Consider the following 18,489-nt stretch of genomic DNA (forward strand, 5'->3'; position numbering starts at 1 on the left):
GGTGGCAGCCCGCGGCGACGTCGCCCGGGCCGGGGCGGTGTCAGTCGAGGGCGGGCGGCAGCCCGGTGCGGGCGACGTCCGAGGAGGCGGCCTGCAGCGCCCCGAGGAACCTCGCGGTCGCCTCGTCGGTGAACCGGCTGGTGGGCCCGCCGAGCGCGAGCGCCACGGGCTGCCCGCCGTCGCGACCGGGGACCGGGACCGCCATGCCGCTGTTGCCGGGCTCGCGGACCCCGTGCGACAGCGACCAGCCGTCGGCCCGGGCCTGCTCGACGCGCGCGAGCACCGCCTCCTCGTCGACCGGCGCCGGCGGGGGCACGGCTGCCGCGGCGGCGCCCGCCGAGGTGCGGGCCGCCGCGACGGAGGCGGCGACGGCCGCCAGCTCGTCGGGCAGCGCGTGCGGCTCGACGGCGGCGAGCAGCACCATGCCGGCCGCGCCCATCCACAGCGGCAGCTCGTCGCCGACCTGCACGACGTGCCGCAGCGAGTGCGGGCTGGGCGACTGGGCGACGACGACGCGGGTCGTGCCGCTGCGCACGTAGAGGCTGACGGTCTCGCCCGTCTCCGCCGCGAGCGCGGCCATGCGGGACGCGGTGGCGGTCGGGACGGTCCAGGCGGCGGCGGCGAAGGCGCCCCACCGGATGAGGCGCGTTCCGACGGCGACCCGGCCGTCGCCGACGTGCTGCAGCATCCGCTCGGCGACGAGCGTGTCGACGAGGCGCAGCACGGTCGTGCGCGGCAGGGCGACGGCCCGGACGAGGTCGCTGACCGTCAGGGTGCTGCGCTCGGGCGTGAACGCCTGCAGCACGTCGAGCGCGCGGCTGACGGCGCGCACCCCGCTCGCTTCCGTGGCCATCGCCGACCTCTCTCTCGCGACCCGCGCCTCCGGCGTGGTGGACCGCCGCCTTGCACGATGTCTCGACGCGAAGCTACCATCAGGCGGACACCGGCATCCACCTAGTGGGCGCCCGTCCGACGTCACAAGGGAGTGAACGTGGTCAGATCGAACACCGAGACGCGACGCCGTCTGCTCGGGGGAGTCGGCATCGCCGTCACCGCCGCGCTCGTCGGCTTCGCCGCCGTCGACGCCGGCGACGGCACCGAGGGCGCCGACCCCCGGGCCAAGCTGACGGTGATGGCCCCGGCCGCGCCCGGCGGAGGCTGGGACCTCGCGGCCCGGGAGGCGCAGCAGGCGCTGCGGGCCGCCTCCATCGTCAACAACGTCCAGGTCGTCAACGTGCCCGGGGCGGGCGGCACCATCGGCCTGACCCAGTTCGCGGACTTCGAGCCCGACCCGACGAACCTCATGATGACCGGCACGGTCATGGAGGGCGCGATCACCGTGCAGGGCTCGAGCGTGAGCCTCGCGGACACGACGCCGATCGCCAAGCTGGCCGAGGACTACGAGGTCTTCATCGTGCCGCAGGACTCGCCGTACGAGACGATCGACGACTTCGTCGCCGCCTGGCAGGAGGCGCCCCACAGCCACCCGATCGGCGGCGGCGGGCTGGGCGGCACCGACCACCTGCTGGCCGGGCTGCTCGCCCAGGAGGTCGGCGTCGACCCCGGCGAGATCAACTACGTGTCGTACCCGGGCGGCGGCGAGGTGCTCACCGCGCTGCTCTCGGGCACCGTCGAGATCGGCGTCAGCGGCTACAACGAGTTCAGCGACCAGATCGAGGCCGGCAACCTGCGCGCCCTCGCCCTCTCGGCCGAGGAGCCCGTCGACGGCATCGACGCCCCCACGTTCATCGAGCAGGGCATCGACGTGAACCTGCCGAACTGGCGCGGCATCGTCGCGCCGGCCGACATCACCGACGACCAGCGGGACGAGCTCGTCGCGATCATCGACGAGATGGTCGCCTCGGACGAGTGGCAGGACACCCTGCGCCGCAACTCGTGGGAGCCCGCGGTGGTGACCGGCGACGACTTCGCCGAGTTCATCGTCGAGGACCAGGCGCGCGTCGACGCGATCATCGAGGAGCTGGGCCTGTGAGCGGCGTCATCCGGACCGTCACGGTCACCCGTCGCGCCGTCGTCGTCGCCGACGGCTTCTGGCGCCGCCGCACCGGGCTGATCGTCCCGGCGCTCATGCTCGTCATCGGGATCGGCCTCGTGCTCGGCACCGTCGCCATGGAGGTGCCGGCCAACACGGCGTCGCCCGGGCCCCAGGTGTTCCCGGCGCTCGTCGCCGCCCTCGTGATCGTGCTCGCGGTGCTGCTCGCCGTCGACGTGCTGCGCAAGCCCGAGGCCGACGTGGTCGAGGTCGCCCAGCCCGCCGCCCCCGGCCAGCCCGACGACGAGCTCGTGCTCGACGACGAGGGCGAGCCGCAGCCCCTGCGGCCGACGAGCAACCACCGCGCCCTGCTCGGCGCGCTGCTCACCGTCGTCGTGTTCATCGCGGCGCTCACCCCGCTCGGCTGGCTGCTCTCGGGCGCCCTGCTGTTTTGGGGCGTCGCACGGGCCCTGGGCAGCCAGCGCCCCGTGTTCGACATCGTCCTCTCGCTCGCGATCTCGTCGATCGTGCAGCTCGCCTTCTCGGCCGGCCTCGGCCTCAACCTGCCTCCGGGCGTCCTGGGAGGGATCCTCTGATGGAGTCGCTCGCGAACCTCGGCGACGGCTTCGCCACCGTCCTCACGCCGATCAACATGCTCTGGGTGCTCATCGGCGCCGTCCTCGGCACCGCCGTGGGCGTGCTGCCGGGCCTCGGCTCCGCGATGGCCGTCGCGCTCCTCCTGCCGGTCACCTTCTCGCTCGACCCGATCGGCGCGTTCATCATGTTCGCCGGCGTGCTCTTCGGCGGGCTGTTCGGCGACTCGATCTCGGGCATCCTCATGAACACGCCGGGCAACAGCACGGCCATCGCGGGCTCGATCGAGGGCCACAAGATGGCCCTCAGCGGCCGGGCCGCGCAGGCGCTGGCCACCTCGGCCATCGGCGCGTTCATCGGCGGCATCATCGCGTCGATCCTCGTCGTGTTCTTCGCGCCGAGGCTCGCCGAGCTGGCCACGCTGTTCGGGCCGGCCGAGTACCTCGCCCTGGCCGTCTTCGCTTTCGTGGCGATCTCGGCGGTCGTCACCGACTCGGTGGTCCGCGGCCTCGCGGCCCTCGCCATCGGGCTCTCGATCTCGGTCGTCGGCATCGACGCGATCTCGGGCGCCTCGCGGTTCACCCTGGGCGTGCCCGAGCTCTTCGACGGCATCGACATCGTCGTCATCACGGTCGGCCTGCTCGCGCTCGGCGAGGTGTTCAGCGTCGCCGCCCGTCGCGGGTCGCGCGACGAGACGCAGCTGCTGCCGTCGACCGGCCGCCTCTGGCTCTCGCGTCGCGAGCTGCGCAAGGCCGCCCCCGCGTGGCTGCGCGGCACCGCCATCGGCATCCCGTTCGGCATCATCCCGGTCGGCGGCGCCGAGGTGCCGACGTTCCTCGCCTACGGCACCGAGCGGCGTCTCGCCGAGCGCGGCAAGGGCTCGATGTTCGGCCGCGGCGCCATCCAGGGCGTCGCCGGTCCGGAGGCGGCGGGCAACGCGACCGCCGGCACCGCCATGGGCGCGCTGCTCGCGCTCGGCCTGCCGACGTCGGCCACCGCCGCGATCCTGCTGGCCGCGTTCCGCCAGTACGGCCTGCAGCCGGGGCCGCTGCTCTTCGACCGTGCGCCGGACCTCGTCTGGGCGCTGCTCGCGAGCTTCTTCGTCGGCATGGTCGTGCTGCTCATCCTCAACCTGCCGTTCGCGCCGCTCTGGGCGAAGCTGCTCAAGGTGCCCCGCCACTACCTCTACGCGGGCATCACCGTCTTCGCGATGCTGGGCGTCTACGCGACGAGCAGCAAGATCCTCGACCTCGTGCTCGTCACGGTGATCGGGCTGATCGGGTTCCTCATGCGGCGCTACGGCCTGCCGGTCGCGCCGATGCTGATCGCGATCATCCTCGGCCCGCTCGCCGAGACCGAGCTGCGCCGGGCCCTGCTCGTCAGCGAGGGCGACCCGGCGATCCTCGTCTCGAGCGGCATCTCGGTGACCCTCTACGTGGTGCTGCTCCTCGCCGTCGCGGGAGCCGCGGTCACGAAGATCCGCGCCCGGCGCCGGGCCGCCAGGCCGGCAGCCGCCGCCGTCCGAGACACCGAACAGAGAGAAGACGCGTGACCGACGCCCCACCCCTGACCGCACCGCACGCCGCCGAGTCCCCGCTCGCCGCGCCCGGTCCGCGACCCCTCGACGGCGTGCGCGTGCTCGACATGACGAACGTGCTCGCCGGGCCCTACGCCGCCTACCAGCTGGCCCTGCTCGGTGCGGACGTGATCAAGGTCGAGACGCCGCAGGGAGGCGACCTGGCCCGACAGCTGGGCGCGTCCTCGGAGCTGAACGGGCGCCTCCTCGGCATCTCGTTCCTGGCGCAGAACGCGCAGAAGCGGTCGCTCACGGTCGACCTGAAGACCGAGGGAGGCGCGGAGGTGCTCCGCAGGGCGGTCGCCGAGGCGGACGTGCTGCTCGAGAATTTCCGGCCCGGCGTGCTCGAGCGGCTCGGCTTCGGCTGGGACACGCTGCGGGCCATCAACCCGCGTCTCGTGTACGCCGCGATCTCGGGCTTCGGGCAGACCGGGCCGCTGCGGTCGAAGCCCGCCTACGACCAGATCATCCAGGGCAGCTCGGGGATGATGAGCGTCACCGGCACCCCCGACACCGCGCCGCTGCGCGCGGGCTACCCGATCGCCGACACGCTCGGCGGGCTCGCGGCGGCCTTCGCCATCTCGTCGGCGTTGCTCGGCCGCGAGCGCACCGGCGTCGGCTCGGTCATCGACGTGTCGATGCTCGAGACCGCCGCGACCGCGATGGGCTGGGTCGTCTCGAACCACCTCGTCGCCGGCACCGAGCCGCGTGCCCTCGGCAACGACAACGGCACCGCCGCGCCGTCGGGCACCTTCGCGACCGGCGACGGCGCCCTCAACATCGCCGCCAACAAGCAGGAGCAGTTCGAGCTGCTCTGCGGCGTCGTCGGCCGGCCCGACCTCGTCGCCGACCCGCGCTTCGCCGAGCGGGAGGCGCGCAAGGCCCACCGGGCCGCGCTCACCGTCGAGCTGGAGGCCGCGCTGGCGTCGCGGCCGGCGCTCGCGTGGGAGGCCGTGCTCAGCGACGCCGGGGTGCCCGCCGCGGCCGTGCTCACCGTCGCCGAGATGCTCGACAGCCCGCAGGTGCGCGACCGCGGCCTAGTGCACGAGCTGCCGTTCCCCGGCGGAGCCGCGGGCGACGACCCCCTGCGGGTGATGGGGCACGGCATCCGCATCGACGGCGTGCCCGGCACGCCCACCGTGTCGCCGCCGCTGCTGGGCGAGCACACCGACGAGGTGCTCGCCGAGCTCGGCTACGACGCCGACGAGATCCGGGAGCTGCACGAGGGAGGTGCGGTGTGAGCGCGCAGGACGCGGGCTCGGCGTCGCTCGAGGAGCAGCTCGCCGCCGCCCGGGCCGAGAACGCCCGGCTCGAGTCGCGCCTGGCGTCGACGACCGCGTGGTGGTCGACCGCGATCACCAAGATCGAGCCCGGGGTCATCGAGCTGCGGGGCTACCCCGTGCAGCAGCTGATCGGCACCGTCGACTTCATCAGCACCGTGTGGCTGATGACCCGGGGCGAGCTGCCGTCCCGGCAGCAGGCCGCCCTGCTCGAGGCCGCGCTCGTCGCCAGCGTCGACCACGGGCCCCAGGCGCCGTCGATCGCGAGCGCCCGCATGGCGGCGACCTGCGGCGTCGGCCTCAACTCGGCGATCGCCAACGGCGTGGCCGTGCTCGGCGACACCCACGGAGGCGCGGGCCAGCAGTGCGTCGCCCTGCTGGACGAGATGGTCGCTGCGCACGACCTCGGCGGGCCCGAGGGGCAGGGCGCCGGGCGTCCTCTGGACGAGCTCGCCGCCTCCCTCGTGGCCGACCACAAGGCGCGCGGCGCCTTCGTGCCGGGCTTCGGGCACCGGTTCCACCCGCGCGACCCACGACGCGACCCGCTGCTCGCGCTCGTCGAGCGCGCCCGCGACGAGGGCGTCGTGGCCGGCCGGCACCTCGCGGCGGCGCTCGCGATCGAGGCCGAGCTGGCGGCGAAGGACGTGCCGATGAACATCGACGGCGTCTCGGCCGTCGTCTACGGCGAGCTCGGCATCGAGCCCGAGCTGGCGCGGGGGCTCTTCGTGCTGTCGCGGTCGGTCGGCATCCTCGCGCACGCGTGGGAGGAGTCCCGCTCGGGCCAGCGCATCAAGGGCCCGCTGCCGAAGGGGTTCCTCGCGGACTACACGGGCCCGCCCACGCGCGACGTCTGAACCGGGCCCCTGGCCCGGGGCGGGCGCCGAGTGGTCAGGAACGGTCTCCCGAGGCCCGGGGAAGGACCGTCGCCGACCACTCGGCGCCCGGCAGGTCAGCCGAGCAGGGCCGGGTCGAGGCCGTGGCGCTCGACCTCCATCGCCTCGCGGATGGTGAGCGGCCAGATGCGCGACAGCTCGGGCCGGGTCGGGTCGCTCGAGATGTACGCGACGCTCTCGACGTGCTGCTCGAACGCGGCCACCTTGTCGCGGGGCGCGCCCACGATCAGCTGGAACCCGAGCGACCGCAGGGCCGACAGCGCCCGGCCGGTGTACTCGGTGTCGGCCTTGACGAAGCCCTCGTCGAGCACGATCGGGGCGTAGGTCGGCACCCGGTCGGTGCCGTCGCCCAGCCGGAACCGCAGGGCGGCCCCGAGCACGAACGCGATCAGCTCCTGCCCCTCGCCGCCCGACTTGCCCGCGACGCCCTCGTGCACGATCTGCGTGCCGTCGGCCCGCGTCTCGATCGCCCGGAACTGCACGTGCTCGCGCGCGTCGAGCACCCGGCGGCGCCAGGCGTCGCCGATCTTCGAGCGCTCCTCGAGGTGGGCGAGGTCGCGGCGGAGGCGGAGGAACCGGCGCTCCACCTCGGCAGGGTCGCGCGACCCGGCCGGTGCGCCTGCCTCGCCCGCGCCTCCGTCGGCCCGGCCGTCGCCGATGTGCTCCCGCAGGGTGCGGCGGAAGTCGGCGAGGTCGCTGTTCGACACGGGCCGCGGCTCGATGTCGAGCGTCGAGCCCTCGCGGAACTCGATCGCCCGCAGCGCCTCCGAGATGGGGCGGACGCCGCGCCGGATGACGTGGCCGTCCTCCTCGATCTGCACGAGCAGCGCCCGCAGGCTGTCGCCCATGTCGCTGCCGGCCTTCTCGAGCCAGCGCTGCTTCGCGTGCGGCAGGTCGTCCTCGACGAGCCCGCGGTGGATCGCGAGCACGGCGGGCAGGCTGTCGATGGTCGCGTCGACGCCCGCGTTGCGGTCGAGCTCGAGGTAGCGCGCGAAGACGAGCTCGAGGGTCAGCTCGTGCTGGCCGCGCTCGCGGTCGTGCGCGTCGACCTGCGACCGCAGCTGGGCCGCGGCCTCGCGCCGGGTGCGCTCGACGTCGGCCGCCTCGCGGGGCGCGGTGAACGGCAGCGACGCGAGCAGGGCGCGCTCGTCGTCGTCGAGCGGATCGGCGCCGTGCAGGGCGTCGCTGGAGGCGTCCTCGATGTCGACGAGCGTCGCGTGCGTCCGCTCGAGCTGGTCGAGCAGCTGCTGCACCTCGGCGCCGCGCCGCACGGCCTCGAGCCGGGCCTCGTCGTGCTCGGCGGCCGCGGCCTGCAGCGTCGCCACCTCGGGGCGCTCGAGGGCGACCCGGTCGAGCTGCGCCCGCAGGTCGTCGAGCCGGGCGCGGGCGGGGGCGGCGTCGACGTCCGACCAGACGGTCCCGGCGGCGCGCTCGACGGTCTCGACGACGCGGCGGCGGGCGCCCGCGACGGTCTCGGCGGCGTCCCACTCGGCCCGGGCCGCGTCGAGCGACCGGGTCAGCTCGGCGATCTCGTCGGCGAGCTCGGCGACGCGGGCGGCGTTGTCGAGGCCGATCCACGAGCGGAGGCGGCGGTCGTCCTTCGTGACGCGACGACCACCTCCGGTGCGGAGGCCGGAGCGGGTCACGGCGCCGCGCGCTCCCTCGGGCAGCGGGGAGTCGAGGTCGTCGGCGCCCTCGACGCAGAGCACGCTGCGCTCGGCGACGAGCTCGTCGTGCAGCCAGCCGCGGAACGGGCTGGCCTCGTCGAGCACGAGCATCGAGGGCACGGTGCGCGCCACGGGCGTCAGCCGCGCGGTCAGCCCGGGCGTCGCGGGCACGAGCGTGACGCGCCCGCGCATGTCCTCGTCGTCGACGAAGCGGCGCACGGCCGCGAAGTCGTCGTCGTCCACGAGGAGGTGCGTGGCCAGGTCGCCGAGGACCCGCTCGACCGCGGTGGCCCAGTCGCGGTGCTCGGGCGCGACCTCCATCAGCTCGCCCGCGTAGGGCAGCCGCGACACGGGCACGCCCGTGCCGTCGGCGATGCGGCGGCGACGTTCGACGGCCTCGTCGGGCACGTTGCTGCGGCGGCGCTCGAACGACTCCTTCTGCCGCTGGCGCTCGCCCACCGCGCGCCGGGTCTCGGCGATGCGGGCGGCGAGGTCGCCGCGCAGCTCGTCGTGCCCACGGCGGGCCGCCGCCTCGTCCCGGGCCAGCGACGCGGCCCGGTCACGGAGCGCCGCGAGCTCGTCGGCCGTCGTCGGCACGGCCTCGCCGACGCCCTCGAGCGGCTCGGCGAAGCGGCGGTGCTGCGCCTCGACCCGCGCGAGCGCGTCCTCGGCCCAGCGCACCTGCTCGCGGAGCGAGTGCGAGGGGTCGCCCCCGAGGTCGGCGATCTGCGCCAGGGCCTGCTCGCGGGCCCGGAGCGCGACCTCCTCGTCGTCGGCCGCGCGCCTCCTCGTCTCGGTCGCCTCGCGCTTGGCGGCCTGCACGCGGTCGACCTCGCCGCCCACCCAGTCGCCGACCTTCTCGGCCAGCCAGACGCGCAGCCGGCTGGGCTCGCCGCCCGCCTCGTCGCCCTCGGCCAGCAGGCGGCGCTTCGCGGTCGCGTCGTCGCCCGCGGCCCGCCACTGCTCGGCCAGGGCGGGCACGGGCTCGAGCACCTCGAGCTTCTTGCGGGTCGTCTCGAAGACGTCGTAGAGCTGCGACGCCTCGCGGTAGGTGGCGAGCGTCGTCTCCCAGCGCGACAGCGCCTTGGGCTGCGTCAGCACGAACTGCGTGAAGAGCTCGTCGATCGAGAACACGCCCTTGGACGCCTGCGCCCGGCGCAGCAGCGTCAGCGCCTTGAGCTGCGACTCGTCGCTGCCGCCGATGCCGAGCACGCCGCAGAGCCGCACTCTCAGTTCGGGCTGCGAGTACGTGACGAGGTCGTGCGCCGGGTCGACGAGCCGGCTGAGCGAGCTCTTCGTCAGCGGCGAGCTGCTCGTCGGGTCGCGACGCGCCTCGGTGAGGCGGCTGAGGTCGAAGCGGCCGCGGACGAGCAGGTAGACCGTCGACTGCGTGACCTCGTCCTGGCTGGCGGTCTCGGGGCCGATCCACGCGAGGCGCACGGCCGTGAGGGTCTCGCCGAGCTCGGTGCTCCAGGTGACGGCCGACCCGCTCGCGAACGCCTCGCCGAGCGGCCGCAGGAACCGCGTCGTCGTCTGGTCGGTGCCCGCGTCGCGCACCTCGTCGGTCTTGCCGCGGGCGTAGCTGTAGACGGTGCGCTCGGAGCGCTGGCGGGAGTCGTCGCGGGCGGCGCGGTTGAACTCCTGCGGGTTCGGCATCACGACGGCGCTCATGGCGTCGAGCACCGTCGACTTGCCGCGCCCGGTGGGGCCGAGGATCGCGATGCCGCCCCGGCCGACCGGCATGCGGTGCAGGCCCGAGTAGCTGCCCCAGTTGAGCAGCTGCACCAGCTCGATGCGGTACTGGCCCGAGTGGAACATGCCGAGGTCGGGCGCCGCGTCGGGCTCGACGTCGACGTCGAGGGCGGGGGTGAGGGGCTCGGCCTCGCGCGGCTCGGCGGGGGCCGAGGAGGCGGTGGTCGCGTCGGCGGGGGAGGCGGTGGTCATGCCTGGTCTGCTCCTGTGTCGCGGGGGAGGTCGAGCGGGAGGTCGAGGTCGAGCGGGACCGCGGTGGGGTCGTCCGCCGCGTCGGCGGGATCGCCCGGAGCGTCGTCCGGGGCGTCGCCTGCCGCGTCGGCCGAGTCGTGCGCGTCGTCGTCCGCGGCGTCGGCGGCCGCGTCGTCCTCCGTCTCGCCCAGCTCGTCGTCGGGGTCGAGCACGGCGTCCGCACCGTCGGCCGTGCCCGCGGCCGCGTCGAGGTAGAGCCGCTCGAGGTGCAGCAGCTGCTCGGGCCGCACCAGCGGCACGATCGCCGGCGAGACGGTGAACAGCTGCGGGTCGTCGGGCTCGGCCTCGAGCAGGTCGCGGGCGACCATCGCGGCGATCGCGGCGTCGACGCGGCGGTCGGCACGGATCTCGTCCTGGGCCGTGTCGTCGTGGAACCGGCCGAGGAACTCGGCGACCTGGTCGCGCGAGACGACCACGGGCTCGTCGTCGCCGTCGGTGTACGCGTGCTCGCGACGCAGGAACACGAGCAGCAGGGACGCGTCGCGCGACAGCGGCTTCTCGCGGCGCAGCAGGACGGGCGCGTCGTCGCCGCCCGACTGCCGCTTGAACGCGACCTCGTGGGCGTGGTCGACCTCGAGGTCGAGGAACAGCTCGGCGAGGCGGGCGCGGATGTCGGCTTCGTGCGCCAGGAGCCCGGCCCACGCCTCCTTCTGCCTCGACCGCGAGACGAAACGGTGGGTCAGCAGGGTGACCAGTGCGCGGCGTCCGGCCAGGGGGAGCGTGCCGGGGGCGGCGAGGAGGGCGGCGGCGTCGGCCGCCGTGTCGGCCTCGGCCGTGGTGGCGCCGTCGGCGTCGCGGGTCGTGTCGGCGGGGGCGTCGGTCATGCGGGGTCTCCCTGGAGGTGCAGCGGGGGCGCGTCGGCGTCGGCCCGGTCGTCGGCCGGGTCGCGCTCGTCGGCCGGGGCACGGCCGTCCGCGTCGGCGCGGGCGAAGACGAGTCGGGGCAGCACGACCTCGCGGCCCGCTCCTGCCCCGTCGGCGGTCAACACGACCGACTCCCGGTCGTCGGTGACGACGCCCCGGTCGACGGCGAGGTCGAGCATGCTCAGCACGAGGCCGAGGCGGCGGAACTCGGGCTCGGTCGCGAGCCAGACGTCGGTGCTCGTCACCTCGCCGCGGTCGGCCAGCAGCCGGTCGACGGTGCCGGCGACCGCCGCGGGGCTGGTGCCTGCGGTGAGGCGGAGGGCGACGCGGTCGGCCTCGGGCAGGGCGAGGTCGCCCTCGGTCACCTGGACGTCGACGGTGGGGCGGCCGCGTTCGGTCCAGGGCTGCAGCTGGGTCAGGTCGACGGCGTCGAGCGGGCCGAGCCCGAGCACGTCCTCGGCGAGGACGGCCGCGCCGGGACGCCGCTCGACCCAGGCGGCGCCCGCGTCGAGGGCCCGGTCGGCGAGGGTGAGCAGGCGCTGGTGCCGGTCGGTGCTCGACCGGCTGAGGAACCGTCGCAGCGACGACGTCCAGCGGCCGTACGTCTCTTGTACCGCCTGCTCCTCGGCGAGCAGCGACGAGATGAGCTGTTCGAGCTGCGTCCGCTGCCGCTCGCCGAGCTGCGCGGCGGCGTCCGGCTGGGCGAGGATCGCGTCGATGTCCGCGCGCATCTGGTCGAGCTCGCGCGACGACAGCATCTGCGCGAAGCCGCGGTAGGCGCGCCCCTCCGGCGTCTGCTCGAGCAGGTCGTTCTCGCGCAGGTACTGGTCGACGAGCGCGCCCTTGCCGACGCCCTCGGCGGCCGCACGGCGGGCGACCTCGCGGTGCCGCTGCTCGACCATCGCGCTCAGCTGGCGGAAGTCGGCCGGCAGCGACGCCGTGAGGCGCACGACCTCGCTCAGCTGGCGGCCCAGGGCGTCGAGCGGCACGGGCTCGGTGCCGTGCTGCTCGATGCGGTCGCGTCGTCGCTGCAGCTCGGCCATCTGCTCGTCGATGCGGCCCAGCTGCGACTCGACGCTCGGGTCGGCGAGGCCCGCGAGCTGCCGGATCGCGTTCGCGATGCTGCCGAGCCGTGCCTCGGAGACCGCGTTGTCGGCCTCGACGAGCTCGCGCACCACGCGCAGGGCGCGGAGCGCGTGCGGCGAGAGCCGGTACTGCGCGCGGCCTGCGCGACCGTCGCCCGCGTCGCGCGCGGCGTCCGGGTCGGCCGAGGAGGCGCGGGTACGGACCAGCCACCCGGCGTCGACCCAGCCCCGGCAGTAATCGGCGGGGGGCGTGCGCGTCTCGGGTGCCGGGTCGTCCGGGGGCGACGGGACCGGCGCCTCCTCGGCGTGCTCGGCCGCGGTGCGCTCCAGGGCGTCGGCGACCCGCTGGTGGAACCAGTCGGCCGACACCGGGCCCTCGGCCTGCTCGAGGTGCTCGGAGAAGAGGGGGACGACCCAGCGGCTGTTCGTGCTGCGGAGGAGGGTCCAGGTCGGGTCGGACTCCCACACGACGCGCACGTCGTCGCGGGTCAGGGGGCCGCCGGGGGCTGCTGCCTCGTCCACCGTCTCGTCCCCTCCTGCGCCTCGCCGACCGTGCTGGATGTCGACGGACGACGATACCGTGCGCGCGGGAGGCGGCCGGCATCGGCGGGTCCCCGTCGTGGCCGGCGGGCGGGCGCCCGCCCGCCGACGGGCACGGCGACCCGCCGCACCCGGGGGACGGCAGGCCGGTCGTCAGCGTGCGGCGGTGGTCCACTCCACGTCGAGCACGGAGGACGCCCCCGGCTCGAGCGTGGTCAGCGGCCCCAGCACCTCGAGCTCGACGAGGTGGGCGCTCGGGTGCAGGCCCTCGAGCGACGCGATCGGGGCGTCGGTGGGCCGCTGCAGCCAGACCTCGACGCGGGATCCTCCGTCGGGCCAGGTGCCGTCGGCGGCGGGCGTCGTCGACAGCCCGATCTCGTGGCCGTGGGGGCCGTGCAGGGCGACGGACCCGGCGGCGCCCGGGTAGCCGCGCTTGGCGACCCCGGCGCCGAGCGGCAGCAGCACGTCGTCGCCGCGGCGCGAGCTCGCGACCTCGCCCTCGTACGAGCCGAGGTCGAGCTCGGCCTCCGGGCCGGAGGCGCCGTCGACGAGTCCGACGACGACCGCGGCCTCGCCGACCGGGCGTCCGGCTCCGGCCGACGTGTCGACCTGGCAGACCTCCCAGATCGACCAGCGTCGCGGCGTCGCCGAGACGTTGGTGAAGGTGACGTGCTCGGTGAACGACGTCGCCCCGTCGGCGACGCGGAACACCCGCTGGACGCGGAGGCCGGAGCGGGGGTCGTCGGCGCTGGTGAGGGCCACCGTCGCGGTCGTCGCGTCCGCCTCCCACTCGGCCGTCCACGCGCCCGAGTCGAGCACGGGGTCGGGCGGGCCCGCCCACTCGTCGGGGCCGGACCAGCCCTGCGGGGCGGGCCAGGTCTTCGACCCGCCGAGGTTGGCCCAGGTGTCCATCCCGCCGTCGCTCGCGGGCCACTCGGCCACGGGCAGCACCGGGGCGAGCCCGGCGTCGACCAGCTCGGGGTTCTGCCAGAGCAGCTCGTGCCCGTCGGCCACGAGCGACAGCAGGCGACCACCGCGGGTCGGCGCGAAGGTCAGTGCCAGACGGTCGGTCGTGACGCGGAGCAGGGGCAGGTCGGCGCGGCCCGGCTGGTCGACGACGACCGTCACGGGGCAGGGTGCCCGACGCTCGGGACGCGGTCGGCGGGCTCCTCGCGCACGGGCGCCCCGGCGGGCACCAGCACGACCTTGCCCGTCGCGCCGGCGGCGGCGATGCGGTACGCCTCGTCGGCGTCGGTGAGCGGGAGGCGGTGCGAGACGACGATCTCGGGGCTGAGGCCGCCCTCGGCGATGAGGCGTGCCACGTCCTCCATGCCCTGCAGCGACGTGACCCACGACGCGGTGAGCGTCAGCTGCTTGTGCAGCAGCGTGTCCGAGACCTCGGTCTCGAGCCGGCCGCCCTCGCCGAGCAGGCCGACGCGGCCCCACTCGGCCGCCGCCTCCACCGCGGTCGAGCGGCCGGGCGTGCTGCCCGAGCAGTCGACGGCGACCTGGCAGCCGACGCCGTCGGTCAGGGCGAGGACGTTCTCGACCGTGTCGCCGTCGGCGAGCACGACGTCGTCGACGAGGCCCGTGGCGCGGACGAACTCGATGCGCTCGGGCGAGCGCTCGACGCCGATGACGCGGCGGGCGCCGAGCAGGCGCCCGAGCATGGCGGCGGCGAGCCCGACCGGCCCGAGGCCGACGACGAGCAGGTCCTCGCCGCCGTGCACGCCGGTGCGGCGCAGCCCCTCCCAGGCCGTGCCGAAGCCGCAGGCGATCAGCGCGCCGTCGACGTACGACAGCCCGTCGGGCAGCGGCACGCAGGTGGACTCGTCGACGAGCACGTACTCGGCGTGGCCGCCGTCGCGCTGCCAGCCGTACGAGGCCTTGTGCGGCTGGTCGGTGCAGCTGATGAAGTAGCCGGAGCGGCAGTTCCGGCAGCGGCCGCAGCCCTGGATGTGGTAGACGATCACGTCGTCGCCGACGCCGAAGCGCGTCACCCCGTCGCCCGAGGCGACGATGCGGCCGCAGGGCTCGTGCCCGGCGACGACGCCCTTGTAGGCAGGCGCGCCGTCGAGGCCCTTGTGCGTCTTGTACCCGTTGTAGATGAACCCGATGTCGCTGCCGCAGATGCCCGAGGCGCCGACCTGCACGAGCACCTGGCCGGGCCCGGGCGTCGGGACGTCGTGGGTGCGCAGCTCGGCCGTGCCGTCGCCCGGCAGGAACACGCCCTGCATGGTGCCCGAGGGCGACGAGGAGGCGCCGGTCGCGCCGGTGGGGGAGGGTGCGGTGGTGGTCATGGCCTAGCTCTCTTCGATCGACCCGCGCTTGCGGGACAGGGTGACGTTGAGCAGCACGGCGAGCACGATGATGACACCGCGCACGACGCTCTGCAGGAAGGAGTCGACGCCGAGCAGGACGAGCCCGTTGCCGATCAGGGTGATGAAGATCACGCCGAGGAACGTGCCGATCAGGCTGCCCCGCCCGCCCGACATCGCCGTGCCGCCGATGACGACCGCGGCGATGACGTCGAACTCGAGGCCGTTGGCGGCGCCGGCGTTGCCCGAGCCGAGGCGCGCCGCGAGCAGCACGCCGCTGAGGGCGCCGAGCATGCCCATGATCGCGAACAGCACGATGCGCACCCGGGCGACCTTGATGCCGGCGAGGCGGGCGGCCGCGGCGTTGCCGCCGATGGCGAACACCGACCGGCCGAAGGCGGTCTTGCGGGCCACGAAGGCGAAGACGAGGAACGCGAGGATCATCACGACGGCCGGGGTGGGCACGCCGAGGACGGTGCCGGTGAGGAACGGCATCACCGGGTCGTCGAGGGGCAGCGGCACGGGCAGGGCGTCGGTGCCGAACTGGCCGAGGCCGCGGAGCACGCTCCAGAGCCCGAGCGTCGCGATGAACGACGGCACGAGGAACCTCGCCCGCAGCACGCCGGCGAGGGCGCCCCAGCCGGCACCGACGACGAGCGTGATGAGGATGGCGAGCAGGGCGGGCAGGCCCCACTGGGTCATCGCGACGGCGACGATGACCGACGACAGCGCGACGGCCGGGCCGGTGCTCACGTCGATCTCGCCCGCGATGATGACCAGGGTCATGCCGGTCGCCGCGATGCCGATCAGGGCGGCGTCGCGCAGCAGGCCGCTCTGGTTGGCGAGCGTGAAGAAGCCGACCGCGTTGAACATGAGGTAGAGGTACAGCGCCACGATCGCGACCAGCAGGCCGACGATGTTGACGAGGGTGGTGTTGCGACGGAACGCGTCGCGGACGCGGCCGAGGGCGGAGTCGCGGGGCGCGCCTCCTCGTCCCGGGGCCGGGGTGGTCGTGGGGTCGAGCGTGGTGGTCATCGGGTCGTCCTTCTTCAGCTCGAGACCATGGAGGCCTGGAGCAGCACGGGCAGGGAGATGTCGGGGGCGCGGAACTCCTCGCGGAGTCCGCCGTCGCGGAGCACCAGGACGCGGTCGCAGGCGAGCGGCAGCTCTTCGACCTCGCTCGAGACGAAGACGACGAGCTTGCCGGTGTCGGCGACGGCGCGCATGATCTCGTAGATCTGGGCCTTCGCCTCGACGTCGACGCCGCGGGTGGGCTCGTCGAGCAGCAGCACGCGGCTGTCGGCGTGCAGCCAGCGCGCGATGACGGCCTTCTGCTGGTTGCCGCCGCTCAGGGTGCTGATGGGGCGCGAGAGGTCGTGCGCCTTGATGTTGAGGCGCTCGGCGAGGGCCTTCGTGGCCGTGGCGATCGCACCCGACGAGAGCGCGCCTCCTCGGGTCACGCGGCCGAAGTCGCTCATGACGATGTTCTCGTCGATGCCGAGGCCGGGCACGACGCCGCGGCCCTTCCGGTCTTCAGGGGTCATGCCGACCCCGAGCGACAGCATGCGGGAGGCGGTGGGACGGTCGACGACGGTGCCCGCGACCGCGATCGTGCCCGACGTCGTCGGACGGAACCCCGCGATCGCCTGCAGCAGCTCGGTGCGTCCCGAGCCGAGCAGCCCGGCGATGCCGAGCACCTCGCCCGCCCGGCCCTCGAACGTGACGCCCGAGAGCTTCGGCGCGACGGCCAGGTCGGTGACCGAGAGGAGCACCTCGCCGCTCGTCACGGGGCGGGTGGCGACGGCGCGCTCCTCGGGGTCGGCGCCGATCATCAGCTCGATGATGTGCGCGGTGTCGCTGCCGGCGATCGACACGGTCTCGACGACCTTGCCGTTGCGCATCACGGTCGCCGTGTCGGCGATCTGCCGGATCTCGTCCATGCGGTGGCTGACGTAGAGGACGGCGACGCCCTGGGCGGCGAGCCGCTTCACGGTGTCGAGCACGAGGTCGACCTCGGCGGCCGCGAGCGCGCTCGTCGGCTCGTCGAGGATGAGGAGGCGCGGGTCGTCCTGCAGCGCCCGCCCGATCTCGACGATCTGCTGCTGGGCGAGCGTCAGCCCGGCCACCTCGGCGTGCACGTCGATGTCGGCGCCGAGGCGCTCGAACGTCGCGCGGGCGCGGGCGACCATGGCCCGGGTGTCGATGCCGAACCGGCCGCGGGGCCAGCGGCCCATGGCGAGGTTCTCGGCGACGGTCACGCCGGGCACGAGGCTGAGCTCCTGGTAGCAGGTGGCGACGCCGGCGGCGGAGGCCGCGGCCACGCCGCCGGTGCCGAGCGGCTCGCCGCCGAGCAGCACCTCGCCGGTCGTGGGGGTCTCGACCCCGCTGAGCAGGCGGATGAGCGTGGACTTGCCGGCGCCGTTCTGGCCCAACAGGGCGCGGACCTCGCCGGCGTGGACGGCGAAGTCGACGCCGTCGAGCGCGGTCACGCCGGGGTAGACCTGGCTGACGCCGCGGGCCTCGGCGATGGGGGCGCCGCGGTCGCGGTCGGGATCGAGCGGGGCGTCGGGCACGGGGGCTGTCGACTCTGACACGGGGATCCTCCTGGGATCGGGGAGCGGGTGAGGGGCGGCGGGGGCCCGGCGACGTGCCGGGCCCCCGGCGCCGATCACGGGAGACCGTCGGGGTGGGTCTCGGTCCAGCCCGCGGCGTCGGCCGGCAGGTAGAGGTCGATCGGGGCGGCGACGATCTTCTCGTCGGGCGTCTTGCCGTCGACGGCGTCCTGGGCCGCGGCGAAGGCCAGCTTGCCGGCCTCGATGCCGCTGATGTCGACGACGGCCTTCAGCACCGAGCCGTCGGCCAGCTCGGCGGCGATGTCGCTCGTCATGTCGGAGCCGAAGACGGCGACCTGGCCGACCAGCCCGCGCGTCTGCACGGCCTTGTAGGCGCCGACGGTCGCGCCGCCGGCCTCGCCGTAGAGCCCGTCGAGGTCGGGGTTGGCGCTGAGCATCTGCTCGGCCGTCGAGACGGCGGTGTCGACCTCGGCGCCCTCCTGGTTGGCGACGAAGACGGTGCCGGGCAGGGCCGCCGTCAGGGCCTCCGAGAAGCCCTTGAAGCGCTGCTGGCAGACCTCGTACTGCTCGCAGTTGATGACGCCCATCTTCGGCGCGGTGATGCCCGCCTCCGTGAAGTACGCCGCCGCCTGCGTGCCGAGGTCGCCGCCGAACTTCAGCGGGTCGCCCAGCACCCACGCCGTGACGTACTTGTCGACGGCGTCGTCGCTGACGCAGGTGTTGTAGCAGATGACGGGGATGCCGGCCTCGCTGGCCTGCCGCACCGCGGGCACGCTGCCGTCCGTCGAGACCGCCGACATGATGATCGCGCTGACCGCCGACGAGGTGAGCGTGTTCATGAACGAGCTCTCCTTCGACACGTCGCCGGCCGAGGTCGACTCGAGGAAGTCGACGTTCTTCGAGTCGGCGTCCGCGGCGTCCTGCACGCCCTTCTTGACGCCGCCGTAGAAGCCCTGCGAGTCGAGGTAGAGCGCGCCGATCCGCTCGGTGCCGCCGTCGCCTCCGTCGGCGCTGGGGATGGAGCAGCCCGCGAGCGGGACCGCCGCGGCGAGCGCGACGGCCACGGCGAGGACGCGCCGTCGGGTCCTGGTGATGGGTGACAT

At 74.7% G+C, this 18,489-nt stretch carries 14 protein-coding genes; 5 read left to right on the forward strand and 9 right to left on the reverse strand.

Translation table 11 applies throughout. The features are described from left to right. Positions 1 to 40: 40 nt before the first annotated feature. A complete protein-coding gene (locus tag FHR78_RS06795; protein ID WP_166759801.1) occupies positions 41 to 853 on the reverse strand; it encodes an IclR family transcriptional regulator in 813 nt (270 codons plus the stop codon). 138 nt (positions 854 to 991) lie between these two features. On the opposite strand from FHR78_RS06795, the gene FHR78_RS06800 reads away from it, so the two are divergent. From FHR78_RS06800 to FHR78_RS06820, 5 genes are read left to right on the forward strand one after another with little or no spacing between them, the layout of a single operon-like run. After that, positions 992 to 1,993, forward strand: a complete 1,002-nt coding sequence (locus FHR78_RS06800; protein WP_347878099.1) for a Bug family tripartite tricarboxylate transporter substrate binding protein — start codon at positions 992 to 994, stop codon at positions 1,991 to 1,993. Continuing rightward, positions 1,990 to 2,589: a tripartite tricarboxylate transporter TctB family protein gene (locus FHR78_RS06805; RefSeq protein ID WP_208393025.1), complete on the forward strand. Its 600-nt coding sequence runs from the start codon at positions 1,990 to 1,992 to the stop codon at positions 2,587 to 2,589. Before FHR78_RS06800 ends, FHR78_RS06805 begins: the two co-directional genes overlap by 4 nt. Next, the gene (locus tag FHR78_RS06810) at positions 2,589 to 4,139 is read left to right on the forward strand and encodes a tripartite tricarboxylate transporter permease (RefSeq protein WP_166759802.1); all 1,551 of its coding nucleotides are present in this window, start codon (positions 2,589 to 2,591) and stop codon (positions 4,137 to 4,139) included. The genes FHR78_RS06805 and FHR78_RS06810 overlap by 1 nt, the downstream gene beginning before the upstream one ends. Continuing rightward, entirely contained in the window at positions 4,136 to 5,404 is a 1,269-nt protein-coding gene (locus FHR78_RS06815) for a CaiB/BaiF CoA transferase family protein (protein WP_347878100.1), read from the forward strand. Before FHR78_RS06810 ends, FHR78_RS06815 begins: the two co-directional genes overlap by 4 nt. Beyond that, entirely contained in the window at positions 5,401 to 6,297 is an 897-nt protein-coding gene (locus tag FHR78_RS06820; RefSeq protein ID WP_347878101.1) for a citryl-CoA lyase, read from the forward strand. The genes FHR78_RS06815 and FHR78_RS06820 overlap by 4 nt, the downstream gene beginning before the upstream one ends. Positions 6,298 to 6,392: 95 nt before the next feature. Here the strand turns inward: FHR78_RS06820 and FHR78_RS06825 are convergent, their stop codons facing one another. From FHR78_RS06825 to FHR78_RS06860, 8 genes are all read right to left on the reverse strand, one after another. Continuing rightward, a complete protein-coding gene (locus FHR78_RS06825; protein WP_166759803.1) occupies positions 6,393 to 9,947 on the reverse strand; it encodes an ATP-binding protein in 3,555 nt (1,184 codons plus the stop codon). Further along, positions 9,944 to 10,831 (reverse strand): DUF4194 domain-containing protein, encoded by an 888-nt coding sequence (locus FHR78_RS06830; RefSeq protein WP_166759804.1) that lies wholly within the window; start codon positions 10,829 to 10,831, stop codon positions 9,944 to 9,946. The genes FHR78_RS06825 and FHR78_RS06830 overlap by 4 nt, the downstream gene beginning before the upstream one ends. Continuing rightward, entirely contained in the window at positions 10,828 to 12,477 is a 1,650-nt protein-coding gene (locus FHR78_RS06835) for a DUF3375 family protein (RefSeq protein ID WP_166759805.1), read from the reverse strand. The genes FHR78_RS06830 and FHR78_RS06835 overlap by 4 nt, the downstream gene beginning before the upstream one ends. A gap of 171 nt (positions 12,478 to 12,648) precedes the next feature. Further along, positions 12,649 to 13,623, reverse strand: a complete 975-nt coding sequence (locus FHR78_RS06840) for a hypothetical protein (protein WP_166759806.1) — start codon at positions 13,621 to 13,623, stop codon at positions 12,649 to 12,651. After that, positions 13,620 to 14,795 (reverse strand): zinc-dependent alcohol dehydrogenase family protein, encoded by a 1,176-nt coding sequence (locus tag FHR78_RS06845; RefSeq protein WP_208393026.1) that lies wholly within the window; start codon positions 14,793 to 14,795, stop codon positions 13,620 to 13,622. Before FHR78_RS06845 ends, FHR78_RS06840 begins: the two co-directional genes overlap by 4 nt. A gap of 3 nt (positions 14,796 to 14,798) precedes the next feature. Beyond that, the gene (locus FHR78_RS06850) at positions 14,799 to 15,848 is read right to left on the reverse strand and encodes an ABC transporter permease (protein ID WP_166759807.1); all 1,050 of its coding nucleotides are present in this window, start codon (positions 15,846 to 15,848) and stop codon (positions 14,799 to 14,801) included. A 14-nt stretch (positions 15,849 to 15,862) separates the two neighbouring features. Next, positions 15,863 to 17,407: an ATP-binding cassette domain-containing protein gene (locus FHR78_RS06855; RefSeq protein ID WP_208393027.1), complete on the reverse strand. Its 1,545-nt coding sequence runs from the start codon at positions 17,405 to 17,407 to the stop codon at positions 15,863 to 15,865. 74 nt (positions 17,408 to 17,481) lie between these two features. Next, positions 17,482 to 18,489 (reverse strand): substrate-binding domain-containing protein, encoded by a 1,008-nt coding sequence (locus FHR78_RS06860; RefSeq protein ID WP_166759808.1) that lies wholly within the window; start codon positions 18,487 to 18,489, stop codon positions 17,482 to 17,484.

Source organism: Frigoribacterium faeni, assembly GCF_011761235.1.
GTDB classification, from domain to species: Bacteria; Actinomycetota; Actinomycetes; order Actinomycetales; family Microbacteriaceae; genus Frigoribacterium; species Frigoribacterium faeni_A.